This window comes from Tolypothrix tenuis PCC 7101 (genome assembly GCF_963874875.1).
GTDB lineage: Bacteria > Cyanobacteriota > Cyanobacteriia > Cyanobacteriales > Nostocaceae > Aulosira > Aulosira tenue.
Window position 1 is genome coordinate 3,627,455 of the sequence record NZ_CAWNJS010000001.1, and the last position, 23,978, is coordinate 3,651,432.

Sequence of the window (23,978 nt, forward strand, 5' to 3'; positions counted from 1 at the left end):
AATTATCAATTGGGTAATGTATTAGGGTTTTTGCTAGGTACATTGTCTTTTTTTATGTGCGGTAGTGAGTTTATCTTGAGTACAGGTTCCTTCTGTTCAAGTTGTCTGGTTTGGAGATTTTGAATTTCTCTCTCCATCAAATATTGCCCTTGTCTAAAAAATTGCTCGGAACTTGATGGTACTAAGTCACGAGATAAATGTTGCGCTTGTTGTGGCGTTAAACTGGGAATTTGTTGAGCATTAATAGCATTTTGACCTGCTAATAAAAAAGCTGTGGAAAACCCCAATGCTGTTACTTTGAAAAAGCGGGTAAATATCAGGTTCAACATGATTTATACCTCTCTACCATAAATGCTAGTTCAAACCATGTTGTATTGGTCTGACTACTACTAAAATAAAATGATTTACTGGTGATAACCTCCTGCTAATGGGTTAATTCATCAACGAATTCAACATCACAATATTCAGGAAATTATCACAAAATAATTTTCTCTTAGAGGTTGTTTGAAAAGTTTTTCCCTGTGATTTTAATTGCACTGTTACCCCCCTTAATCCCCCCATGGAAAGGGCTACGGTGTACACACAAGTGCTAGTAAACTACTATCTCAAGGAGTTGGGGGGAGTAAAAGGTGGTGGAAAATCCAAAAAATATCCAATTTCTAATAATATAAACATATAAGGACACAACAATGTTGTGTCCCTATATCTGTTGTATTCTTTTTCAAATTGGTAGCAATTATCCAATTCCACCAAATTAAAACAGCTTTCTTTCCCCCTGCTTCTTCAGTAAAATTTTAGAATCTATCCGTTTCTTGAGCCGGCGCAACTGCTCCTGGTTGAGACATAAAGAAGTTTTGCGCGGATTCATTTTGGTATATGCATCTAATATCAGGCTTGTCAGTATCTAAGTTACCTGTAAAGCCAAAAGTATTTAGGCGATTTTTACATTCTCTTACTTGGTCAGATGTTACTAACTTGCGCTGCTCTAAAAGTGCCCAGTTATTTTGGCGCAGAACGCATCCAGGGCGCATACTTGGTTGAGCAACATAAACATTAAACGGGTTAAGAGTTACGAAAAGTCTAGCGTCCATCACCATAGCGCTGGCTCCGTATTGCACACAAATTTCAGGGTTCGGTGCTTTAGTATCAATAAATTCACGAGAAGCCACGTTAGATGGGGACAAAGTAGTTGTTGAGCTAAAAGCAATGCCAATCCCAATCCCCAAGACAAACACTCCCCCCAAAATTGCTATGGTGGTGAAGTTAAAGAGGGAAGATTGTAATGGAGAAGATTTAGAACTATTACCTGGTCTAGTGGGTGTACGTCTCATTGTCGCTGGTTTACCTTCACGCCTCAGATAGCAGGGAGTTTTTTACAATGCTCTCCCTATTTAAGTATGACGATTATTGCGCGGAATTGCCTCCTAGTTTCTAGACTTTTTACAAATATAGGGTGTCAAGGGTGTGAGAAAGCAGGGGGGACAAGGTGGATCAGGAAACTAACGTAATTCTGTAATTATTTGGTCAAAGTTACGGGTATATACTTTTTGATTATATTCTTGCCACTGTTGCTCTGATGAGTAAGGGAATAGCGTTAATGTGGCTGCTTGAATATACTCCATAAACGGGCGACGAAGACGCTCATATTTCTCGAAAGCTGTGGCTATAGCTTGTTTGTTATTCCAATCATTTTCTTTGGCAATATGATTAATTAATGTTGTAACTGCCATAGCATCTTCAAGACCTTGGTTAGCTCCTTGAGCCATAAAAGGAGGCATACCATGTGCTGCATCACCAACTAAAATAATTCTTCCGGCACTCCAGGCTGGGAAAATATTCTCAGCACCAGTGGCACGATGAATGTAATACGGACGTTGCAACATATTTTCTGGAGGAGATAGCTGCACTAATTGTTTAAGTTCATCGGGATAACCTGCTTTTTCTAACTCTTGCAAAGCTAAGTTAATCAACTCCTTACCAGACTTACCTTGCAATGAGTTTAAGGGTACAGGCAGATGTAATAAATAGAGAATGCTTTGTCTGTTAATTAACATCATTCTCGGACATTCACTAAAAGAATGCTGACTGGCTAAGTCGTAATTAGCTACTGTTAAAATTGGTGAGCCTGCAAAAAATTTCTCTTCAAGATGCGATCGCAGTTCTTGTGGTATGTCGGGTATTTCTCTACAATAGATGGCAGCAAACCCAGAATATTCTGGTTTGGCAAAACTTTGGTAAGCGCTATCTACATAAAGTAGCCTACGAACTGTAGAGTTGATACCATCTGCGGCAACAGCTATTTTAGCTCGGAATGATTTTGTGACTGAGTTTTGATAGACGCTGTCTAAATTTTGGGCTAATAAATCGTTATTTTTTTGTCCATCTGCCCAATGTGCATAGGGGTTAGCTTCTACGCTGGCATCAGAAAGACAATCGAGGCGAACGCATCCCAATTCTGGTTCATCCACAACATTGATGCAACGATGATTTGGTTTAACTTGGTCTTCGGGAAGCAGTTTTCTTAAGGTACTCTGCAAATCATACCAAGAAATTGAAACTCGACCCTCACCATAATTTTGAAACCAAACATCAAAACTCAAAGAAATTGACCTAACTTTTTTTCCCTGGAAGTTTTTAGAAACCCATTCTTGAGAAGGCTTAGGAGGATTTTTTTCAGAAGCTTCGGCAGTTTGCTCTTTATCAGGCTGCGGAGAATTAACGAAAGTCAAGCTCGCTGTTTTGACTGCTTCGTAGGCGTTAGGCTCTAAATATTTCAAAGCTTTTAAACCATTAGGTAGAAGATCCACAACTTGGCCAACCTGACGAAAAGCTCGAGCTTGGTCTATGACCAGAATATTTGCAATACCACATTTGCGTAAACCAATGGCAGTGGCTAAACCTACAGGCCCAGCACCAACTATGACAACATCGTAGATTTTATTGATAAATGTATCTGCGGAATATGCTGTAGATTGGCTTTGTGGAGTATTCATACACAAATAGTCGATACTAAGCTATCAAGTAACATAGCATTCAGCGAGAAAATTCAAGGCTATATTAATCGACCCCAGTAATACAAATTCTCCAAAATATGGCTACATAGGGAGCAGAGGGACAAGTTGATGAGCTTGCTAACTATACATGAAGAAATATAAAGTAATAGTTAAAACAAGTTGAATATATAACTATAAAAAGTGACATCTTCTAGACCGCTAATCAGGGGCACAGGCTTTAAAATCTCGCAATTACAAATTCTCTTGGCTGATAGCCTGACAATTTTTTGGGGAGATTGGCTAGATTTACGTATAAGAATAGTGCAAATTGCCGCATCAGGCTTAATATCTCCACTAATATATATTTTAGCCTTTGGCTTAGGCTTAGGGAGTTCAATTCGTCCAGGGTCAGGAATTGGTGGTAACTATAATAACTACCTAGAATTTATTCTGCCGGGGATGGTGGCCTTATCATCAATGACCATCAGCTTTGGTGGCACCACATTTTCAATTTGTGGCGAGAGGTTATTCACTAAAACCTTTGAAGAATTCTTGTTAGTCCCCATACAGCCCATAGCATTGCACATCGGCAAAATGCTGGCAGGAGTTGTACGGGGATTGATGACTTCTGGCTCTGTAATTTTAGTGGCGCTGCTGTTAACAGGTAACTGGAACTTTTTGCATCCACTTTTTCTGTTATTACTGGTACTCAACTGTACCGTGTTTGCAGGGTTAGGGGTAATTGTCGGGTTAACTGTGCGATCGCTCGAATCGGTAGGCTTCTACAACAACTTTATAATTATCCCTATGTCGTTCTTAGGAGCCACCTTCTTTGACCCTAGTACTTTACCAGTTGCCCTCAAAGTTTTAGTTTACCTATTACCCCTAACCTATACCAGCATTGGACTACGGGCAATCACCCATTTACCCTTATCCCAATTTCCCTGGTACAGCCTGCCAATATTATCAGTAATTGCGATCGCACTTACTATTTGGGGTGGCTATAAATTTGCTCATTTACAAGATTAGGGCATGGGGCATTGGGCATTGGGCATGGGTAATAATTTCCCATTTCCCGTTTCCCGTTTCCCTTTCCCCAGTCCCCAATCCCCAATCCCTAATCCCTCTTCTTCTGAATCCCATTGAGGAACATGGGCACAAATTTCTCCATAAAAGTTTGGGGATCGCGCTGCCAAGCTTTTTGGGCTACTTGAATTCTTACCATTTGCAACTCAGGTGCTAGCAAAGTTTGCGGTAAGCGTTCCATGAGGTACTGGGGACGTTGCCAGACTGGCATCTGATTGGCTATTTCCACTAAGGTAGCAACTCGCCGCAGCTCTGCACCGAGAGTAATATCCATACCAGATTCAAAGGCAGCTTGCTCAATTGCAGCATACTTGCGCTTGGCTAGCTCGACTTTTTGCCGATGTTCTGGACTTTTATCAGCTATTTGCGCTAACCAGCGATTACCCCAACGCACGTGTCCAGCTTCTTCTGGCAAGATTTTTTCGATGGTTTCACGAATTTTAATGTTTTCTTCAGTTTGTGGTGCTTGTTTTAAGGCGTAGATATGAGCCGAGAAATACTCACAGCCTCGCTTCTCGGTAATGTTAATTGTGGCTAGGGTAGAAATGACAAAATCTTCTAAGTTGCCCACTGGGTCTTGATTTTCTGAGTCGAGTAAGCGCTCAAATTCATCAATGTAGGAAGAACCTGGTGGTTTGCCAATATCTGCTCCCAAATCGACTAACAAGTCGGTTAGCCACATTGCATGACGCGCTTCATCAGAGATGTGGTGCGACAAATCCTTAATGAGTTGCTTTGGCTGTCCATTGAGATGTTCTATTAGCTCAGTCAAGTCTTTACAACTGCGCTGCTCACTATAACGGTAGCGGTTGAGGGTGATGAAATGCAATTCGCGATCGCTTACTACTCTTTTAAGCACATCCCGCGCACTGATTGCGTTCTGAAATTTCCGTGGGTAAATAACGGTCACGTTGCTTCGCTCCGAATTCAAAAATTAAACTTTCAGATGTCAAAAATCTGCTTGGCTATTGCCCATTCCCTAGTAGTCTGCCAACCCAAAAATGTTAGGTGGAGGTTGGGGAAAGGTTAAAGGTTAAAGGGAAAAGGGTAAGGGACAAAAACCTTTCCCCCGCCAAGTTGCCTTGGCGTACTACTAGTGATAAATCACCAATGCCCAATTACATTTCTCAAATTTCTGATAGTACAACTGTTCAAACATAAATAAGTGTAACGAATAAATCATCAATCAAGAGATAGGTGTGGATTGGGAAATTCTAGCAATCTCACGACAAACCTCTATCTCCGCGGTGTTTCAAGCATCTGGGGAATGTTGGCTGTTGGTTTGGGTTCTCATAAACAGCCAGAACATTGTTAACTTTTATGAAAAATATCAATTTTGTAACTTTGGTTACAGAATTATTTGGTATATTAAATAAAGAACGAACATCCATCTATTATTTATACAAAAAACCTAGGGAGGCCTTAGTTATGTCTATTCAAGAAAAATCTCGTGCAATCATGGCGCGTCAATACCAAGAAGTCAAGAAGCGCCAACAATCTATGCTAATGCGTAGCGCACAAGAACTCGGTCTTCCTGAAGAAATGTCTCACTACTGGAACCCCATTCAAGGTAAGGTTGACCAAGATGCTCGCGCAATTTATGGTAGCAGCCATGCAGGTATGAGTTAGGCTGTCAGGGTTCTTGTCTGATTGTTGTTGCGTGAGAACTAAATAGCCAATGAATGCAAAATCAGGTGTCACAAGTTGTAGACACAACTGAAATACCCCCTTGTTACCAGGGGGTTTTGCATGGCTATGATTTCCGAATTACGAATTATTTTTATTTGTTTTACACAAGTTCTGAGCGATGTCTTGGCGAATCTGTTGCAATTGTGGAGATGGTTCGGCTACGGAGTAGGCTTGTTGCAAAGCATCTGACCATAACTGAAGATTAGCAAAATACTGGGCTTTTGCTAAGGCGATCGCTTCTTTTGTCGCGCCTTTGGTTTGGAGTTGCTGTTCTAGAGTTTGTAATTCTGTGGTGATGCGATCGCGTTGTTGCGTCTCCATCACTTGAAATGATACAGAAGGAAAGGGATTGTCACCACGATACACGATCCACTCATAGGTTTGACCGGGTTGTAGTTGTGCGCCTGCGTAAGTTGTACTCTGCTGATTCTCCACAATCGGTTGATTCCACAAATCATCTGTATCGCTACCAGAGGCGCGGACTATGATATTTTGGATTTGACCTTGCCAAACAAATAAAGGGCGATCGCTCCAAATTTGGGTAGTTTCATTTGGTAACCCAGGAGAGATGGGACAAAAATTGTTAGTTCCACGTGCGGCTGAACGTCGCCGTTGACGCTGGAATAAGGTATTAAGATTAAATACATCTTGCCAAGCAGCGATTTGGAAAGTTTCTCTACTGAATGCTGTTTCGGGAGAAATTACCACAACCGGAATACTTACTAGTGTTGATGCTGCTGCTAATAATAGGCAAAATTTCACTACTGAAAGCTTATGAGTATTTTTTGCTTTATGAATAAACTTAGTAATACCTGAAGTAGCTATGTCGGGGTAGATTTTTTCAGTAATTACTAATAATTTAGGTAGCAAATTTCTGTTAGGCATCACAATATTTCCTCCTCAATACAGGTAAATATCAATCCCAAACACAAATCAAAGCAATTCCATTAATTTCTATAGTTACCAGAGGTGCGTTACGCTATCGCACCCTACTGGACTGACAAGACTAAAATGTGGCAATATAATTTTCTTGTGGGGTGGACATCTTGTCCACCCAGGACGGGCAAGATGCCCATCCCACAATAGTTTGGACAATGCACTATTTTAGTCTAGACACGCTACTACCAACCACCAACAAAATTGAGCATTATAGCTCATAATATCGGTTTGTATGTTGACGTTTAATTCGTTAAAAGTGTGCCCTATTGTTATAAAAATTTAGTAGGATGCCTTAGCAGCGAGAGTACGGCATCAGCGCGAAAATCTTTGGCGCTTTCCTGAGATTTTTTTATAAATAAAATTAGATTCCTAAATTTCTCCTGCTATTGTTAATATGCTGCGGTTCATGGAGAAATAGAACAAGGTGAACTCAATTTTTAGCAACCTGGAAAGAGCGTAGTAATTCTCGATAACAGACAAACCAAAAATAAAGTGTAACGTTAAGTCCGCTTAACAATTTAGGAGTACCTTCTAATAAGCTAGGAGTACCATTACCGCTTAAATGTAGTGAATCAACTGTAATAGCGATAAATAATAAAACTATACCAGCCGCCAGTATAATGTATGGTGTTGACTTTATTTCTTTTCTAAAAGCTAGTCCGTAGAAGATGGCAAAAATCGCATATATACATATCGTTACTAGCTTAGGAATACCAAATGAGCCAATAATTATATGAATGCGATAGATTTCGTTAATTAGAAACCCAGCAGTTAGAATAGCAGAATAAAGAATAAACTTATTATTTTTATTATTAGGTTTAATTTGATTGAGTAAGCTAAAACTAAACGCACAAACTACGGGTGGGATACAACATAAGATTTGAAAACTATGTGTTAACAATCCTGCGCCGGGATATTCTGGGGCGGGAGGTGGTAGGAATAACCCTCCGACTGATACATCAAATACTTTATTATAAATACTTAAAGCAATAATCAATAGTAAACAAAGGCTATTAAACCCAACAATAGTTTTGGAGAGTGACATATATAGTAATGATTGGAGCCGGGAACATCAAAAGATTATTGCTAAGACAGATATCAGTTTAGTTAGTTGTGAAGGTGAAAGGAAAAGGACTAAAGGTGTTTGTTTCCCCCCTCACCTTTTCGCCTTTCCTTTTTCCCTACAACCGAACTATTGAGATAGATATCTGAATCTACACTCTCTATATACAATTGCGGGTGAATATTTTTCTGATGGATATTCTTTAATTTCTAATTCTTGATGGAAAATTCATAATTCAGAGAATTGCTTCTTGAATATTGGCACCGTTGAGGTTAGCGCCTTTGAGTTTAGCACCTCTTAAATTAGCTCCTCTAAGATTAGCTCCGGCGAGGTTAGCACCTTTGAGGTTAGCAGCTGCTAAATTTGCTCCTTGTAAATCAGCTTCGCTCAAATTAGCCTGAAACATATATGCACTACCCAAGTGAGCTTTGCTAAGATTAGCTTTGCTAAGATTAGCTTTGTAAAGGTAAGCGCCAATTAATTCAGCTTCGTGGAGGTTGGCTTCGCTGAGATCAGCTGCAATTAAGTTAGCTTCAATGAGGTTAGCAAAACACAAGTTAGCGCGAATAAGCTTGGCTGAAGCTAAATCGGCATCTTTTAAATTAGCATTAGTTAAATCAGCCCCAATAAGATTAGCATTTGCGATCGCAGCACCGCGCAGATTAGCTTTACTTAAATCGCAACCAATCAAATTTGCATTGCTGAGTTCTGCTTGTGTCAGGTTAGCACCACTGAAGTGAGCAACGCTGCAGTTAGCTGCACTCAAGTTAGCTTCAACTAACTTGGCATTTTCTAGGTTAGCACTACTCAACTCAGCACCACTGAGGTTGGCGCGCACCAGTAAAGCATTACTTAAATCGGCTCTAGCCAAATTTACCCCTGCAAGGTTTGCACCCCTGAGGTTATCACCAGAGAGGTTTGCACTACTGAGGTCTGGTTCAATTTGCTCATTTTGATTTCGCCATTCCAGCCAAATAACTGCACCAGCTTTCAGTAAAGCCAAATGCTCTCGATTCGCCATTGTTGCTCCTTTACTCCTGACGACCCTGGGGATTTGTCCGACCTGTAACGTTTTCAATTGCAGCTAATGCACCAGCTGCACCTGCAAGAATATCTCTTTCTTGTCCGCCTAAGTATAATCTGCCAAAGCTACCAACAGCTTGCACTTCTAGAATATTAATCGACGCAGCTTTTTCGGCTTCATTCGCCGCCAGCGCCGCGTAAGCAGCCGGTTCAACTTCTAAAACATAAAGAGTTTGACCAGCTAATAAAAGTTGTCCCCGGCGGGTACGATTAATTAGTTGGGTTTGGTATGCATCAATATTGCGGATAATTTGGCTAGAAACCACCCGTGGTTTCAGACATTCTTCTCTTCTTACACCTAACGCTGCCAAAATCGCTTGACCTGCCGATCGCGTTTCTCCTTGCGAGCTAGAATGAACTTCTAAAAGGCCATAAAGTCTTTCAACTACCTGTACTCCCGGACGCACAGAAGCAGACTTCAAGGCGATATCGGTAATTTTGTTAATTTCAATCCCCGGAGAAATTTCCACCCACAGCGATGTATCCCCAGGTAATGGTAAGAAACCTTGAGCTACTGTTCCCATATATGCTGCGTGTTGAGGTTGCAGGTTGTCGAGAAATACGAAACTGCGTAGTTCTATTCCCAAGGTATTGCGCTCCAATCATGGGGGTAAATGTAATCTGTTGCAATATATGAGTGTGATATTAATGTGGGATGGTAGTCAAGAGTCAAAGGTTGCAGAGACGCGATTAATCGCGTCTGTACAAGAGCCAAACAATTTTGGACTGTTGACACTTGACACTTGACAACCTCCACGACAGATTAAACTATATGCGCCAGTACCTGAGATTTACCCAATTCGCTGACTAAACGGTGTGCTTGGTGTTTGTAGAGGGGATATTGTAACGTTGCTGGTAGTTGCTTCATCAGGGTTCTGGCTGTTTGCATATCGCAACCGGAAACTCGCGCCATGACTGCTGCACCTTCAAAGGCGGCTTCTGGGGAAAAGGCTGATTCTACGCGGACTAGTAATTGGGGAGGTGCTAAACTTCCTCGTTCCACTCGCTGTAATCCTGCAATAGTTGCTAAAACAATTAGGCGATCGCCTACCGCCAATCTGATATCATCGGAGGGCATAAACTTCGGGATTTGCTGGGTAGCTTTGACGTGGAGAATCGGTACTATGCCATAACCGTAAGCAATTTCCCCTAGCAATTTGCCATTGAGGGTATCATTAGTTTCAATTTGATATTCTGTAACTAATGTAGTTTGGTTGTTGAGGCGAAACAAATTCAGAACATTTTCACCAAACGCCGCCGCCACAAATGCTTCAGCAGCCAGGGCATAAACACCTAAAACTCTAGCATAAGGTAGTAATTTCGCGACATTCTCGCTAAAACCGGGGTCTAAAGTGCGAATTACTAAATTAGCCGTAGGATTGCTAGCATGGGTCATTAATGCAATTTCTAAGTTTGCTACCTCATCATCAGTAACAACAAGCACGCTTTTGGCTGTATTCAAATTAACTTTACTGAGGGCATTTTTGATATTGCCCTGAATTAACGGCAAGGTAGATAATGTACCAGGGTCAATTTCATTAGCAGTCACACCTACTAACGGTTGCTTAAGTTCTTGTAATAGCTGGGCTACACGTTGACCAACTCTCCCTAAACCAATTAATACTACATGATCTGCTTTGGGAATTGGGAGACGACGCTGGGAAAATTGAAATTTAGCAGCTAATACTCGTTCTGTCATGACAGCGTAGAGAATACCGACAAACACTGTACCCGCTACAGTTTGGCTGATGCTAAATAAATGCAACCACCAAGGAATTTTAAAGGGTAATTGTAGCTGTCCAAATAAATTATCGTAGCCGCCAATACTCAAAACTAAAGAGACATTTAACGCATCTTGGAAACTGAGTTGGGGATATTGCAATTTATAGAGTAAAGTTCCACATAAAAATAGACTCACCATAAACATCCCGCCAACTAATACTACACGGCGGATTTGGCTACTTTCCTCCCAAAACTGAAGCAGCGCATTGTGGATATTTTGCCACTTCATCGCAGTCATTATGGTAGGCAAAAATTGCTGGCGACTGCTAGCAGGTTGTATTGAGCGAGTTGCTAGGGGATCGTTGACTTCAATATAAGCAACCGTATCGCCTGGCAATACTTGAGTATTTGGTTCCCATTTGTGAAATGCTTGAGGTAGAAGATTTCCAGCTTTAGCATGAGCTAAAATCCGGCGATGGGCTGTATTAATTTCTGATAATAGGGAATGTTTAGCCCAAGGATGGGAAGCATCTATCTGTGTTCTAAATACTCTCAGCAAATGATTTTCTAAGGTGAAAAAGCTTCTGGTTTCACTGCTTAAGGCTGCAAGGGCAAAGCTTTTAGCTGGTAATTGCGTAGCTTCAAAGGCGACAAAATTACCCAGGTTGTGACTGAGTAACTCATTGAGATTTTCCTGTGCGGAACGAATAACTAAGCGAATTTGAGGATTAAGCGATCGCGCGGCAAAGGCGGCAGCTATATTCACACGCTCATTACTAGTTACAATCAGAATGGCTCGACAATTTTTAATTCCTGCTTGCTCTAATATCTTTGGTTGGCGACAATCACCAATGATGAAATCATCTACTAAATCCGGTAAGTCGGGAATTTCCCAGCGTTGATTAGTGGTAATTTCAATAGCATTTACTTTTGCGCCAAACTCTTTCAGGACAGATACGCAATATTGCCCTAAGTTTCCTAGCCCACAAACTAAAAAGAAGTTGGCATTTATCGTGGCATTTTGTCCCATAATTAATGTTGTTTAATTCTAGGATATAGCTCAATACGCTTCATTTAAGCTCATTAGCGATTGATTTGTCACTTATTAAAAAAGCCAGCAGCATTGGGGGAGAATCCCCCAAACCCCCGATTGGGTGACGGTTGCGTCCCCCAAACCCCCTCCAAAATTATTGTTCTGTTTTTTTGTTGAGTAACTAGTTTTTTGGTTTTGTTATCAATCAATTTTCTTCACTGAACTGTATTTGGATATAGCTAACAACACCTAGTTAAAGTTGGCTGCAATCTTAAAATAAATCGGCTGAGACGTAAATCGTTCTGTGTTTCTTAATTCGTAATTATTCACCCAATAATATATGTCGCTATATCTTTTAAAAGCCAATTTAAGATATAGCAAAACCTGTATATTGTCGTAATTCTTCTGGATGGAAAGCTAATACAATATCTTCTTTAGGTACACATGCAATTTTAAAGTTAAATATCACTTGGAGTAAGATAGCATCAGCAATTATACCGCTAAAGGTGGATTTTCTTCACCGAAATTAGCCACTTCTACAAAACGTGCAACAGCTAAATTTTTTCTATTACTTTTAATTCTTTCAATTTCATGCAAGGTTTCTGCTGTAAGGTAACTCTCACCACATTCAGGACAACTGATAACAGGAATATTTTCAATTACTAGTAAATCCTTACCTTTACCATAAGTCCTAGATACTTTACGAATATTTACTCCTTCGTTGCCACAAAAGTCACATTTCATATAATATTTTCTCGTCTTATAGTTGATATACTGTAATGATAACTAACTTTCCTGTAGCACCTAGCTTGGCAACAACTTCCACTTCTAAGCCATCTTGATTTGTACCTCGAATACGATATTTTGATTCGGCAGTTACTTTGTCTTTTTGACGTTCTAGGATTTCGCCTGAAAGAATAGCTTGTTCGATATCGTAAATTGTGAAATTGTCATCGTTCATTTCTTCTTCTGCGTGGAGTGTCATTACATATTGAAGTGATGTAACTTTCTCTCGCATTCTTTGGAGAATTTCATCGAACATCGTATCTGTTAATTACGGATTTTCTCGTACTACAAAATTCTACACCTAATAGGGAGAATACCTAGTACGAGGTATGGTCAAGCTACAACCCGCAAGGCTTCGTAGAAAATGATGGGTTTATAAATCTTAAAAATTGTCTGTAAGCTTTAATATGTTAAACTTTACAAGTCTCGACGCGAGAGAAGAGACCACGCCCAACCCACCCCCCATTCCACAACCCCCAAACCGACCGACCCCCACCCCACCCCAAACCATAAAGGGAGTTGGGCTACAGGTGCTGTGAGGTCAAACGTCATGTCGTTGTAGTACATCCACTCTTGCTCGTTCTTCCAGCCTACTGTTTCACCGAAAGCATCCCAAATTTTCTCGTTATATTCTCTAGTTCCACCCAGACTTTGATAAATCCGCTTTTGCACAGAAAAGCCAAAGCGCCCATTGCTGTATTTTACCCATAACTGGTCTATCGTGCGGAGGTCTTCGCAAGGAAAGTTATCAATATGTTCATCATCAAGCAAGCCTTCATTTTCTCTCCCAGCTACAGCTAGCATTACTCGCCCTGTTTCTTGATCCGCTTCTTTCCACTCCCCTGCGGCGAGTAAGTCACGCAGTCTTGTGTAGTACAGTGATTGATTGGGTGTCCATTGCATAGGTAGATTTGGTGGAGTTTAGGGATATTTTTTGCGTAGTATTGTAGCGTTATTCTATTATGCGTGGAATAGCTGATTTTAAATATATCGATATAGGGCTGATATTCTAGATGGATACCTGTGGTAGCGTTGCATATTTACAGGATGATTTGTCTTACACATAGATGGAGAGAAAATGATTGACCTACCGTTTTGGTAAAGGTGCGTTACGGCAGAACCTAGATATACGTGGGGTTGCAAAGATTTTTGCTGCCGTAACACACCCTTGTATATTGAAAATCAAATATGAGTCCTATTAACAATTACCAATTACCAATTATCAACAATATCGTAAGTAATTAGCTGGAATTGATATAACCCTACATCTACAGCTTTTTCAAGTAGATAAAGAACATAGATATAGACACAACAATATTGTGCCTATATCTATTATGTTTCCTGTTCTTGATTGTTGGCAGAAATTTGGCAGTTAGTTCCACTTTCAAAGAAAGTGAGATTCACTTAACTTGCTAAATTTACAATTTGGTTCTAGAAAATGAAATTCTTTGTGGTCAGATTATTGCTGGAAACGTTACCCAGTGTCAACAATTTCTGGAATTGATTGGGAGTGCTATCACCACCTGCATTAACACTCACAACCGTATTAGAACCAATTTGTTCTTTTTTCACATAACTACTGAAAGGATTAGAACTTTTAAAATTGGTGCCTTCAATAATTTTGTTGAGGTCAATTGTATCTGCTCCAGTATCAAAATATTGAATCCAATCGCCTTTTTCTGCAATATTTTGATAGACAAATCTGTCTTTACCTCCTGAGCCATGTAAGATATCGCTACCTTTACCACCAATCAAAATATCATCACCTTCACCAGCTTGGAGAATATCGTTACCATCACCTCCTTTAAGGATATCGTTACCATCACCCCCTTGGAGAATGTTGCTAGTTGTAACACCTTGGAGAGTGTCAGCGCCTCTAGTCCCACGCATGAGATTAGGCCCAGACATAGTGGTGTTCATCGCAGTTGCATTTAACTGGCTAGATATCTCGAAAGCGCCAACATCTACTTTGCTATCTCGCGCCATCCCTCGTGCGTCAATGGTGGGTATACCAGCACCTACTTTACCAGTATTAATAGCGGGGCTACCAGCTAGAAGAGGATGAACTAGCATACCTGCGATATTTTGTAAGGTGCCAACAAGAGGGTCAACTATCCGACTACCTGAAACAACGCGACGACCTTGTTGAGGTGCTGGAAATTCAATGTTTCCACCGCCATCTTGTAGTTGATAGCCTACTTGTTTTTGTGATGCATCACCAGCATTATTGTTAGCAACTATGGAATTAGTGAGGGTGACAGCAGCAGATGGATCGCCAATCCAAACTGCCCCACAAGCGCGTCCGGCGAAGTTATTCACAATAGTGGAATTCGTAATATTGACAGGGGCAGTTTTATCGGTATTGACAAACAGTGCGCCACCAGCATCATTGGTTACTTTATTCCCAGAAAAGGTGCTATTAATAAAATCTTTCTTTCCGCCACCATCTAACCATACAGCTCCTCCTTGTTGGTCTGATGAATTATTGGCAAATGTAACATTACGCACTGTCAGATTATTATTTGCTCTTAACGCGCCTCCGCGAGCAACACCTTTACTACCCCAGCTGGCTGTGTTACCTATAACTGTGCAGTTTTCCAAAAGCATCTTGTCTGCACCGTAACTATAGAGGAAGAGTGCGCCGCCTTCTCCTTTAGTTTTATTGCCTTCAAATCGACTATTCCGAATGGTAATGGCACCACCCACAGGAGTACCTGGCCCGACTGGGTCGCCTCCATCAGTAAAGACTGCACCACCGCCAATATCACCAGCTGAACTGTTATTTTGGAAGAGTGATTTGTCTACAGTTAATTTCCCTAAGAGGCTATAAATTGCACCACCATTAACACCTTTGTTATTGGTGAATTTACAAGCTTGAACAGTTAGATCGCCAGAACCTCTTGTGGCGATCGCTCCAGCACTAAAGCCAGATTTCGTTAAAGTACCATCATTGCTGTCAAAGCTGCTGTTAGTGACTACGCCTTTACCGCTATAGCCGATATTGATGGCTCCGCCTTCACCACCGCGATTGTAGTTAAATTTACAGTTATCAACTGTTATGCTGCCATAGTCAACAACTTTAACAGCCCCACCTCTTTCGGTTGAGTAACCGTTGGAAATGCTGAGGTTCCGCAGCGTAGCATCGATATGTCTGCCTACTTCAAATATTCGTGTGGCATTATTGCCGCTAATTTTTAAATTTGCTGCGCCTGCACCATCAATTGTCAAATTCTTTGTAATGTTAAGTTGCCCACTTGTGAGTGTAATTGTTTTGTTAGCAAGAGTAGAGGCAAACTTGATAGTGTCACCTGCTTGTGCAGAGGCGATCGCAGCTCGTAAAGAACCTGCTCCGTTATCGGCAGCTGAAGTTACATTAATAATAGCCATGCTTTGAATTCCCTTATAGAACAACGGTTTGTCATCGACTATTTTGAGAAAATCACAGCTTAGTTGTGATTTATCAAAAGTCGATTCATCGTTTCAAACGATGGGATTCAGAGCACCCTGTTTTGTAGATATCTTCGAGCTAAATTTTGAACTCCAAATAGTTGGAAATATTTAGCTCATATTTACTTAAAATTTGCTAACATCACCAATTTTCCCTGATTTACAGATGCAGCAATTCATCCTTGTGTTGATTTAGTTGATTCAACAGGATTAGCTTTATGCACATTTTATAACTTCACCCAAACTTTTATCGCTATGATAAAATTACGTAGATTTCAGTTACCGAAGTAACTTTATCTATTTTCTTTTTTCCAGCCAAATTTACTTAGACGATGTTACACAATTTGTGTTCTTTATGCAACCTTTATAAAAAAATAATCTGAAATTTTTATCACTAAATTGCATATTTATAGGCTATTGAGAGCAAATTAGAGAATAACTATGTAAGAGTGAATAAAAATTAGTAGAATATCCCAAAGCGAGGAGTTAGTGATGTTTTCAGTATTTAGGTTGCCAAAAATGTTGGTTGCGATCGCAACTCTTTGCTTAAACAAATATTGATGTAGAGTAACGTATCATTATACATCATATTCACATAGATTACCGCTTTACTGACATACTGATAATTAAAACGATAATTCTTCTACCTCAGCCTGAGATATTGTTAATTGTGGTGCATCAGTTCCAAATAAATATTCTCTAAACGTACAGGCTGACGGGCTATAGAATCAATGGCTATCCCCTCGAAGCGTGCAATAATTTCCTTTAATTCCAAAGGTTCAGGTAACCAAAAGGCCAAATCGTTACCATAACGCCGATGCGTGAAACCATATTTTTCGGCGCGTGCGATCGCTTGTGCTTCAAACTCAGTCTGCATTAACACAATTTCTTGGGCTGGAATCAATGTACGTAATTCTGCTAAACTACCCTCAGCCAGAATTTGACCATTTTTCATAATTCCAATTCTCTGGCAAAGACGCTCTGCCTCATCTAATAAATGAGTTGTGAGCAAAACTGTAATTCCTTGATTTTTGAGTTGGCGGATTAATTCCCAAACTTCATATCTGGATTCAATATCTAAGCCTGTAGTCGGTTCATCTAGAATTACTAGCTGTGGTTGATGTACTAAAGCGACTGCAATATTTAATCGCCTTTGCATTCCCCCGCTGAGTGTCTCTACAGGATGTTTTGCTTTATCTAGTAAATTGACAGCTAACAGAGTTTCTCTAATTCTTTGCTGACGAGTTTGGCGGTTTAAACCGTAAATATCACCAAAAAACTGGAGATTTTCTTCACAAGATAGGGTTTTGTAGAGTAAATTTTCTTGAGGTGCAACACCAATTATTCTTTTAGTAGCGGCGGAAATAGGCTGATTATTAATGGTAATATCACCACTGTCTGCATTCAATAAATTACAAATAATATTGATTGTTGTGGTTTTACCTGCTCCATTGGCACCTATTAAACCGTAAACTTCTCCTGGCTCAATATGCAAATTTAAATTCTGGAGAACTTGGTTTCTACCATAAGATTTATTTAAATTTTTAATAGTTAGCATTTTTATTTTTTATAATCGCCTTTCTACTATCAGCATCCGCCGATAAGATAGCCAGCCACCAACAAACATAATCATAGCAAAAACCAATAAAAACCAAAAGTGTGAGCCTATATCACTGATTCCTTCACCCTTAGATGAAACTCCTACGAGGGCTTCATTCATGTGATAAATAGGATTAAATTGAGCGATATTAATTAAAGTCGGAGGAAATAAAGCTGCTGGTAAAAAGGCTCCACCAAGGATTAACAAAGGTACTCCAAAAGCTGCTACTAAAGAGTTAACATCTTCAATACGACGTGCTAATTGTGTACCTAAAATAAAACCTAAACCCACATAGGCAATGATAGTTAATAAGATAATAATTAATCCTAATAAAATAGAGCCTTTAAAACTAGCACCCCAAAAAGCCGCAATAGTATAAATTAATATTGCCTGACCGATACCAATGCAACTATGGGCCAGAAAAATTCCCAAAAAGTAGGAAATCCCACTTAATGGAGCCAAAAAAAGCCGTTTGAGGGTTTTCTGTTCTCTTTCTGCAACAACAGTGGCGACAGTTCCACCCAAACAGCTAAAAAACATTGCTGCACCTACCAAAGTTGAGGGTGCAGCATATTCAAAAGCAGTATTGATGGGGAGTTGTGCCCGTTCTGCTAAAATAAATCCGCTGAGAATTAATACTGAAATCGGGAATATACTCCAAAAAATTAAGCTGCGTCTGCGGCGCAACAGTTCAATTAGTATGCGTTGAGTTACAGCTATAATTTCACGCCAATATTTCATAGGAGAAGGAACAGAGAACAGTAAAACACCACATTCTAGACTTTGCTTGGTGCGTTGCGCTACGCGACAACACAACGGCAATAAAGCGGGAGGAACATCCACACCGCTTTTTGCCTCTCCTACGTGAATTTTAAACATTAAATATGAGTCTTATCAATATAAAACGCCAGCCTGATGACAAGCTGGCGTTTTGAATTTATTAAATTCAGGGATAAAAATAATAAACTGAAATTCCCTGGGGTTACTAAAAAATTGACAGGTATTTTACATTTACAAAGCGCTGCGGCGAGTTAGTAAGTTCCACAAGAAAACTGCAACAATTGCGCCCAGAACAGCTACTATAACACCTGTAATGCTGAGAGTTGGTGCGGCTAATGCCAGAGTTCCCGTACTGAAGAATACTCCTAAGCTACCACCAACAAATGCACCTATAATGCCTAGTAAAATTGTTCCTAAAATACCGCCGCCTTGATGACCTGGGTAGATAGCTTTAGCGATAGCGCCAGCAATGAGTCCTAAAACAATCCAAGCAAGAATGTTCATGGTTTGTAAGTCGATAAAAAACTTTTTGTTTTAACCTTTGTTGAGTTAAATCTAACACCTCAAGCTTGGCTATCATATCTACCGTCAGAACTAACTTATGCTAGCCTGGAGAAATAGCTACAATTCTAAATAAACCTCATCCATCTTGAAAACTGGAGTTTTCGCAGAAAACATATTACTGTGGATAGGTGGTGTGGTAGAAAATCAAACAGGAATGCTAAAAGTAGAATGCGATCGCTGGAACCAGAGTGCCTCAATCTTAAGAGAAGAAGCCTTAAGAGCAGATCATGCTAGGACTCGTGAGCGTTTAATGGCACTGTATGAGATATGTAATGGAAAAAGTGCGACACAAGTAGGTCGAGAAACAGGACGCAATCCTCAGACAGTAATGGAGTGGGTGCATCGTTATAATCGTTCAGGTGTGGAAACACTAAAATATCAGCATACAGGCGGTTATCCCCCCCTTTTTCACCAGATATAAACTTTGCAGTCGATAGCGAAATTCGTAAAGCCCTAGAATTGGCAGCAATACCACCTCAACATAGACAACACAATCAAGCACAACCGCCCCGTTGGACATTAAAGCGGTTAGTTACTTGGATTGAGAAGGAATTTAATCTTAAGTGTTGCCGTGAATCAGTGCGTAAAACTCTGAAAAATTTAGGTTTTTCGTGGAAAAAAGCACGTAAACTCTTGAATAAAGCTAATAGTAAAAAACGTGCTGAATTTCTGGCAAAACTTCAAAACTTACTGGATGATGCTCTCCATAATGGTCATTTACTGATTTTCATCGACGAAGCCCACATTCATCTTGATAGCGATGAAGGTTATGGTTGGTCAATCAAAGGTGAGCGTTTTTGGGTTAGTTCTAGCTCTCCACCGAAGAGAAAAAGTTTCGTTCTATGGAGTCTATGTTTACAACTATGCCAAAGTCAAGATTTTTCCTTACCTCAAGGCTGACCAATTCAATACGATTGATGTTTTAAAGCATTTGAGAACTGAATTTAGCGAGCGCGACATCACTTTAATTTGGGATGGTGCTCCTTATCATCGGGCACAAGCTGTAAAAGAAGCGTTGGAGGTTTTACAAATCAACTTGGAACCCTTGCCTGCTTATAGTCCTGACTTTATGCCTGTTGAACACTTATGGCAATGGTTACGTGAAGATGTTACTTATCACATCTGCTATCAATCCGCTACTGAACTAATTGAACGAGTTCATGTCTTTGAACAAGATATCAATTCCAATTCCTTTGAAATTAGCGATCGCTTGTGGGTGAAAAATCATCTTGACCCTGATGAGGAAAAACTACGGTTTTCAAGTTAGACGAGGTTTATTACCAAGATGTTTTCACATATTATTCTAAAGACAGGTGGCGACCTGTTTTTTTATGGCAAAAATTCGGCATTTTGGCAACTTTTGCAATTTTAGCCATGTTATTGTCAAATACATTGAGGATTGACCCAGGTTGCAACATCATAAATAGGAGCAATGAACTTTATTGTTGTTTGCCATCTACTAATCCTGACGACCTATTAAACTTATTTGTGTATTTTTCCAGAGTACAAGGTGTATTACCGCTTTCAAGCTATCTGGACGGGATAATACCCGTCTTTTATTATGCTTTGTAGCTCATACTATTGCGCTTTAATAATGATTAAAATACGTGGTTAGAGGATTTAGCAATGCTAAATACCTACGGAAAATAATCTATCTCAGGATTCTCGTGAATTGGTATAAATAGAGTTTGCTGAACAAGTCATAAAAAGAATTGCAACACTCTACTTAATATTGAAAAATTGGCATAAAAATCCACAAAAAAGCCAATATTAAGCAGCATATAATAATGCTGGAATTTGTTCTAAAACTTTTAATGCTTTTAAAGAACCACGAATTAAATTACTAGCAGCAATAGGCTGTCGGAGTAATGTAATTGCTAAAGGTAAGGGTTTTAGCGAACCATCAGCACTAATTGCTGATGTGAGGTTAGGGATATCATGTTGACAGTCGTCGCTGACTACACGCAACATAGCTACAGAAATGCCCAACAGATTGAAAAACTCTAACGCCGCATATCCTTCCATATCTACAACATCTGCACCTGAAATATCTGCAAGATGGCGTTTTTCTGTAGCCTTACAAATGACGCGATCGCTTGTTAGTCCTTTGACTAAAGATATTGCTGAGTTGTGAGTGCTGAGTGCTGAGTGTAATTGAGAAGTGAAAGCGCGATCGCACTCTTGTACTTTCCCTTGATAAGTACAGTTCTCATACAGCACAATTTTGCCTACAGGGTAGTGGGGCGATAAACTGCCACACACACCCATAATTAGCACTCTCACTTCTGAATAATTGAAAACTGTACTATTAGCTTGCAATTGATGCAAATATGTAGTTAAAGCTTTCATCCCCACAGGTATAGGCGTAACCGTCAGCGCCGTACTACTAATAGTTTTTTTAGTTTTAAAGCCTTTTATTACAGCTTTAAACTCTGCACCTTGGGGGACAAGAATTATATTGGGCATTGGGTATTGGGCATTGGGCATTGGGTTTTTGGTAATAGCTAATTGGTAATTGGTAATGAAGATTTCGCCTCTGCTTCCTCTGCTTCCTCATCCCTATTCCCCAGTCCCCAATCCCCAATCTCCAGTCCCCTCAACCTGTTTGCGGGGAATGAATTGCAAAGTGCGTAATGCCATCCTAGCTAGCTTGGGCATTAATTCTGGCTTGAGCAATCGGGAATCATACTTACTCATACGCAGGTGATTTTCTTGGATACATACACTCAGAAACTTTTCTAAGGTGAGGTCGTCGGTGAAAGTACTAGCCCCGGTAGCGGTGAAACCAGTACCACTGGGATCGGCATCGCCAAAGGCAGTAATTAAATTACTGAGTGCTTTGCCATAATACCAGCCTGTTTTTGTGGTTCGCAGTGGCAAAAAACCTTGATGGCGTTGAATTTGGATATAGGTAAACCAGTTGACAAAAAACACAATATGACGTGCTTCTTCGTCTAAAATTGGATCGAAAATTGTGAAGAGTGCTTCAGGGAAGACTTTAGCGTTACGGGCAATACCAAATAGCCCAAAGGCGAAGAAGGAATCTAGACATTCTTCAAAACCAAAGGTTATGAAGGCTGGCTCAATATTTGCTGATATCTCAACTGGGGGGCGTTCTGGCATTTCAATGCCATAGCGATCAATGAGTTTTTTAATTAAACGGGCGTGACGCGATTCTTCTTTTCCTTGGAGAGCGATCGCTTCATGCAATAAAGGATCGGTGACAGTGGCAGCATAACTGCTCACCATGACACCAGCTTCTCTTTCAATATCTAGGGCTTTCTCCCAAAAAGGAATCCCTCGCAGGCGCGCCAAATCTGTATCATTTAAATCGGGCCAAGGGAGATGCTCAGGCTCATACTCCAAGTGAGTATCTAAAAAACTGCGGCAGAATAGTTCTTTATGTTCAATAGAGCCAAGTTTCATATCTGAAATTCCCTGATGTATTTAATAATTCACTATTTCAGGATGGTGAAATTAAGCAATATTGCTGTCTGGCTATAGATATAACTCGCAAACTTTGGGTGTTGTACTGTAGCATGACTAATAATTGTGTCACCCGCACGATGATTTTCCAAGATGGTCAAGCCTATTAGCTCAAAATCCGCACGAGAGCGCTTTAATATTTCTAGATTGGCGATTGAATTTTCGTGGTTGACGGTAGGTTTTTGGATTGCTGTGACGGTAGCCGGGCTATTAGCTTTCAGCTCCCTCAAGTATGCTTTGTTTCCAGATATTACCTTTCCTGTCGTGGTGGTAAATGCTACCGCCCCTATAGAAATGGCTCTGGATACGGAGACAAAACTAACTCAACCAATAGAAAAGGGTTTGCAATCTCTGGAAGGACTTGAGGATATCCGCTCATCGACTTATCCAGGGCAAACTGCTGTGAGTTTGTCTTTTGTGGTTGGTACAAACCTCGACAATTCAACTCGCCAAGTTGAAAAGGCGCTGAAAAAGTTAACCCTGACTCAGGGAGCAAATTACAAAATTATTCCGCTGAACTTGAATGAGTCAGCTGCCATTAGTTACGCCATCGAGAGTCCCTCAGGGAATCTTACGGATTTGACGAAATTGGCAAAAGACCAAATAGTTCCCGCGATCGCTAAAGTGCCAGGGGTGTTAAAAGTAGCACTATTGGGTACTGCTCATACATCACCTCCCCAGTTATCAGCAAATGCAGGGGCTTTACCAACAGGTGGGGCTACTTTAGTTAACTTTAATGGTAAAGATGCTTTAGCATTTCAGGTCATCAAAAAAGGCACCGCCAATACATTAGAAGTGGTGAGCCGAGTTGAGAAAGAAGTCCAAAAGCTGCGGACTTCCCTCAAAGATGTCACACTCACCTTAGCTGCGACTCAGGCTGAGTATATCCGCAACGCCACCCATTCCACAATCGATGCTTTGATTGAAGCCATAGTCTTGTCGGTAGTGGTGATTTTTCCGTTTTTATGGAACTGGCAAGCCACCTTAATTTCCGCTCTGGCAATTCCCACATCTTTGTTGGCGACATTCATCGTCATGGCGTTTTTTGGCTTCAACTTAGAAACCATCACCCTGTTAGCCTTAGCTTTGGTCATTGGTAGTATTGTCGATGATGCGATCGTGGATGTGGAAAACATCATGCGGCACGTCGAAGACGGCGAAACTCCCCGTCAAGCTGCACTTGCTGCTACCAATGAAATTGGGCTGACAGTTACCGCCGCCACCTTCACCGCCGTAGCAGTATTTCTGCCAATTGGGTTGATGGGGGGAGTTATTGGTCAGTTTTTCAAGCCATTTGGAATTACGGTTTCTGCTGCCATGCTAGCTTCATTGCTAGTCGCCAGAACCTTATCGCCTGTACTATCAATTTATTGGCTCAAACCCCCCTCTTCCCGTTCCCGTCGCCGCGAATCTCATCTATGGATTCGCTTTGCTCAAAGTTACCGCGATTTGCTGAGTTGGTCATTAGATCACAAGCGAATTGTCATGGGGTTAGCTTTAATCAGCTTCATTGGGGGTATCGCCATCATTCCCATGATTCCCAAAGGCTTTATTCCCAAACTCGATCGCGGCGAATTTAACATTACCTACACCGCCCCATTGTTGAGTTTACCTGAGCATTTGAGAGCAGCGCAGGAGGCAGGGGGACAAGAGGCAGGGGGCAGGGAGCAGGGAGCAGGGGGCAGGGGGCAGGGAGCAGGGGGGAAT

25 protein-coding genes are annotated in these 23,978 nt (G+C 40.7%); 6 read left to right on the top strand and 19 right to left on the bottom strand.

What is annotated here, in order from left to right; translation table 11 throughout:
- Nucleotides 1-5: 5 nt before the first annotated feature.
- The 3 genes from AACU25_RS14800 to AACU25_RS14810 all read right to left on the bottom strand — a co-directional run bounded on the left by AACU25_RS14800 (nt 6) and on the right by AACU25_RS14810 (nt 2,993).
- Complete coding sequence (locus tag AACU25_RS14800; RefSeq protein WP_096576817.1) at nt 6-329, bottom strand: hypothetical protein; 324 nt, start codon at nt 327-329, stop codon at nt 6-8.
- A 465-nt stretch (nt 330-794) separates the two neighbouring features.
- Nucleotides 795-1,331, bottom strand: a complete 537-nt coding sequence (locus AACU25_RS14805) for a DUF3172 domain-containing protein (protein WP_096576819.1) — start codon at nt 1,329-1,331, stop codon at nt 795-797.
- 168 nt (nt 1,332-1,499) lie between these two features.
- Nucleotides 1,500-2,993, bottom strand: a complete 1,494-nt coding sequence (locus AACU25_RS14810) for an FAD-dependent oxidoreductase (protein WP_096576821.1) — start codon at nt 2,991-2,993, stop codon at nt 1,500-1,502.
- Nucleotides 2,994-3,194: 201 nt separating this feature from the next.
- On the opposite strand from AACU25_RS14810, the gene AACU25_RS14815 reads away from it, so the two are divergent.
- A complete protein-coding gene (locus AACU25_RS14815; protein WP_096576823.1) occupies nt 3,195-4,022 on the top strand; it encodes an ABC transporter permease in 828 nt (275 codons plus the stop codon).
- Nucleotides 4,023-4,110: 88 nt separating this feature from the next.
- On the opposite strand, the gene AACU25_RS14820 is transcribed toward AACU25_RS14815, so the two are convergent.
- Nucleotides 4,111-4,989 carry a ferritin-like domain-containing protein gene (locus AACU25_RS14820; protein ID WP_096576825.1) on the bottom strand — a complete coding sequence of 293 codons (879 nt, stop codon included), beginning with the start codon at nt 4,987-4,989 and terminating at the stop codon, nt 4,111-4,113.
- 518 nt (nt 4,990-5,507) lie between these two features.
- Between AACU25_RS14820 and gifA the strand changes: the two genes are divergently transcribed.
- Nucleotides 5,508-5,708, top strand: a complete 201-nt coding sequence (gifA, locus tag AACU25_RS14825) for a glutamine synthetase inactivation factor IF7A (RefSeq protein ID WP_045870666.1) — start codon at nt 5,508-5,510, stop codon at nt 5,706-5,708.
- A gap of 138 nt (nt 5,709-5,846) precedes the next feature.
- Here gifA and AACU25_RS14830 read toward each other — a convergent pair whose 3' ends face one another.
- The 13 genes from AACU25_RS14830 to AACU25_RS14885 form a co-directional block, all read right to left on the bottom strand.
- Entirely contained in the window at nt 5,847-6,653 is an 807-nt protein-coding gene (locus AACU25_RS14830; protein WP_096576827.1) for a hypothetical protein, read from the bottom strand.
- A 484-nt stretch (nt 6,654-7,137) separates the two neighbouring features.
- Nucleotides 7,138-7,752, bottom strand: coding sequence for a hypothetical protein (locus AACU25_RS14835; protein WP_096576829.1), 615 nt, complete (start codon nt 7,750-7,752; stop codon nt 7,138-7,140).
- 253 nt (nt 7,753-8,005) lie between these two features.
- Nucleotides 8,006-8,791 (bottom strand): pentapeptide repeat-containing protein, encoded by a 786-nt coding sequence (locus tag AACU25_RS14840; RefSeq protein ID WP_096576831.1) that lies wholly within the window; start codon nt 8,789-8,791, stop codon nt 8,006-8,008.
- A 10-nt stretch (nt 8,792-8,801) separates the two neighbouring features.
- On the bottom strand, nt 8,802-9,440 hold the full coding sequence (locus AACU25_RS14845; RefSeq protein WP_096583772.1) for a beta-carboxysome protein CcmP: 639 nt from the start codon (nt 9,438-9,440) through the stop codon (nt 8,802-8,804).
- 176 nt (nt 9,441-9,616) lie between these two features.
- Complete coding sequence (locus AACU25_RS14850; protein ID WP_096576833.1) at nt 9,617-11,605, bottom strand: potassium channel family protein; 1,989 nt, start codon at nt 11,603-11,605, stop codon at nt 9,617-9,619.
- Nucleotides 11,606-11,975: 370 nt separating this feature from the next.
- Nucleotides 11,976-12,077, bottom strand: a complete 102-nt coding sequence (locus AACU25_RS36935) for an element excision factor XisI family protein (protein ID WP_321206747.1) — start codon at nt 12,075-12,077, stop codon at nt 11,976-11,978.
- A 23-nt stretch (nt 12,078-12,100) separates the two neighbouring features.
- Complete coding sequence (locus AACU25_RS14855; RefSeq protein WP_096576837.1) at nt 12,101-12,352, bottom strand: type II toxin-antitoxin system MqsA family antitoxin; 252 nt, start codon at nt 12,350-12,352, stop codon at nt 12,101-12,103.
- Nucleotides 12,353-12,368: 16 nt separating this feature from the next.
- The gene (locus AACU25_RS14860; protein ID WP_190445820.1) at nt 12,369-12,650 is read right to left on the bottom strand and encodes a DUF4258 domain-containing protein; all 282 of its coding nucleotides are present in this window, start codon (nt 12,648-12,650) and stop codon (nt 12,369-12,371) included.
- A gap of 161 nt (nt 12,651-12,811) precedes the next feature.
- A complete protein-coding gene (locus tag AACU25_RS14865; protein WP_190445819.1) occupies nt 12,812-13,297 on the bottom strand; it encodes a GUN4 domain-containing protein in 486 nt (161 codons plus the stop codon).
- 528 nt (nt 13,298-13,825) lie between these two features.
- Complete coding sequence (locus tag AACU25_RS14870; RefSeq protein WP_096576839.1) at nt 13,826-15,781, bottom strand: choice-of-anchor Q domain-containing protein; 1,956 nt, start codon at nt 15,779-15,781, stop codon at nt 13,826-13,828.
- 724 nt (nt 15,782-16,505) lie between these two features.
- Complete coding sequence (locus AACU25_RS14875; RefSeq protein ID WP_096576841.1) at nt 16,506-17,399, bottom strand: ABC transporter ATP-binding protein; 894 nt, start codon at nt 17,397-17,399, stop codon at nt 16,506-16,508.
- Nucleotides 17,400-17,408: 9 nt separating this feature from the next.
- Nucleotides 17,409-18,182, bottom strand: a complete 774-nt coding sequence (locus AACU25_RS14880) for an ABC transporter permease (RefSeq protein ID WP_096583776.1) — start codon at nt 18,180-18,182, stop codon at nt 17,409-17,411.
- Between the two features lie 270 nt (nt 18,183-18,452).
- A complete protein-coding gene (locus tag AACU25_RS14885; RefSeq protein ID WP_045872768.1) occupies nt 18,453-18,725 on the bottom strand; it encodes a GlsB/YeaQ/YmgE family stress response membrane protein in 273 nt (90 codons plus the stop codon).
- Between the two features lie 145 nt (nt 18,726-18,870).
- Here AACU25_RS14885 and AACU25_RS14890 point away from each other — a divergent pair, with 145 nt between their 5' ends.
- The 3 genes from AACU25_RS14890 to AACU25_RS14900 are packed head-to-tail and all read left to right on the top strand — an operon-like array spanning nt 18,871 to nt 20,052.
- Nucleotides 18,871-19,206, top strand: a complete 336-nt coding sequence (locus AACU25_RS14890) for a helix-turn-helix domain-containing protein (protein ID WP_096576843.1) — start codon at nt 18,871-18,873, stop codon at nt 19,204-19,206.
- A gap of 38 nt (nt 19,207-19,244) precedes the next feature.
- Entirely contained in the window at nt 19,245-19,685 is a 441-nt protein-coding gene (locus AACU25_RS14895) for a winged helix-turn-helix domain-containing protein (protein ID WP_190445818.1), read from the top strand.
- The gene (locus tag AACU25_RS14900) at nt 19,573-20,052 is read left to right on the top strand and encodes a transposase (RefSeq protein ID WP_190445817.1); all 480 of its coding nucleotides are present in this window, start codon (nt 19,573-19,575) and stop codon (nt 20,050-20,052) included. The genes AACU25_RS14895 and AACU25_RS14900 overlap by 113 nt, the downstream gene beginning before the upstream one ends.
- A gap of 503 nt (nt 20,053-20,555) precedes the next feature.
- Here AACU25_RS14900 and AACU25_RS14905 read toward each other — a convergent pair.
- Both AACU25_RS14905 and AACU25_RS14910 read right to left on the bottom strand, forming a co-directional pair.
- Nucleotides 20,556-21,272 (bottom strand): 5'-methylthioadenosine/S-adenosylhomocysteine nucleosidase family protein, encoded by a 717-nt coding sequence (locus AACU25_RS14905; RefSeq protein WP_339382029.1) that lies wholly within the window; start codon nt 21,270-21,272, stop codon nt 20,556-20,558.
- 72 nt (nt 21,273-21,344) lie between these two features.
- On the bottom strand, nt 21,345-22,211 hold the full coding sequence (locus tag AACU25_RS14910) for a ferritin-like domain-containing protein (protein ID WP_096576849.1): 867 nt from the start codon (nt 22,209-22,211) through the stop codon (nt 21,345-21,347).
- Between the two features lie 153 nt (nt 22,212-22,364).
- Between AACU25_RS14910 and AACU25_RS14915 the strand changes: the two genes are divergently transcribed.
- Nucleotides 22,365-23,978 (top strand): efflux RND transporter permease subunit (locus AACU25_RS14915; RefSeq protein WP_339382030.1); only part of this gene is annotated, 1,614 nt, incomplete at its 3' end.

Coding starts and splice junctions, on each gene's coding strand:
- AACU25_RS14880 (WP_096583776.1), bottom strand. CDS start 18,182: ATGAAATATTGGCGTGAAATTATAGCTGTAACTCAACGCATACTAATT.
- AACU25_RS14855 (WP_096576837.1), bottom strand. CDS start 12,352: ATGAAATGTGACTTTTGTGGCAACGAAGGAGTAAATATTCGTAAAGTA.
- AACU25_RS14910 (WP_096576849.1), bottom strand. CDS start 22,211: ATGAAACTTGGCTCTATTGAACATAAAGAACTATTCTGCCGCAGTTTT.
- AACU25_RS14860 (WP_190445820.1), bottom strand. CDS start 12,650: ATGTTCGATGAAATTCTCCAAAGAATGCGAGAGAAAGTTACATCACTT.
- AACU25_RS14870 (WP_096576839.1), bottom strand. CDS start 15,781: ATGGCTATTATTAATGTAACTTCAGCTGCCGATAACGGAGCAGGTTCT.
- AACU25_RS14800 (WP_096576817.1), bottom strand. CDS start 329: ATGTTGAACCTGATATTTACCCGCTTTTTCAAAGTAACAGCATTGGGG.
- AACU25_RS14850 (WP_096576833.1), bottom strand. CDS start 11,605: ATGGGACAAAATGCCACGATAAATGCCAACTTCTTTTTAGTTTGTGGG.
- AACU25_RS14810 (WP_096576821.1), bottom strand. CDS start 2,993: ATGAATACTCCACAAAGCCAATCTACAGCATATTCCGCAGATACATTT.
- gifA (WP_045870666.1), top strand. CDS start 5,508: ATGTCTATTCAAGAAAAATCTCGTGCAATCATGGCGCGTCAATACCAA.
- AACU25_RS14835 (WP_096576829.1), bottom strand. CDS start 7,752: ATGTCACTCTCCAAAACTATTGTTGGGTTTAATAGCCTTTGTTTACTA.
- AACU25_RS14830 (WP_096576827.1), bottom strand. CDS start 6,653: ATGCCTAACAGAAATTTGCTACCTAAATTATTAGTAATTACTGAAAAA.
- AACU25_RS14805 (WP_096576819.1), bottom strand. CDS start 1,331: ATGAGACGTACACCCACTAGACCAGGTAATAGTTCTAAATCTTCTCCA.
- AACU25_RS14885 (WP_045872768.1), bottom strand. CDS start 18,725: ATGAACATTCTTGCTTGGATTGTTTTAGGACTCATTGCTGGCGCTATC.
- AACU25_RS14875 (WP_096576841.1), bottom strand. CDS start 17,399: ATGCTAACTATTAAAAATTTAAATAAATCTTATGGTAGAAACCAAGTT.
- AACU25_RS14865 (WP_190445819.1), bottom strand. CDS start 13,297: ATGCAATGGACACCCAATCAATCACTGTACTACACAAGACTGCGTGAC.
- AACU25_RS14905 (WP_339382029.1), bottom strand. CDS start 21,272: ATGCCCAATGCCCAATACCCAATGCCCAATATAATTCTTGTCCCCCAA.
- AACU25_RS14840 (WP_096576831.1), bottom strand. CDS start 8,791: ATGGCGAATCGAGAGCATTTGGCTTTACTGAAAGCTGGTGCAGTTATT.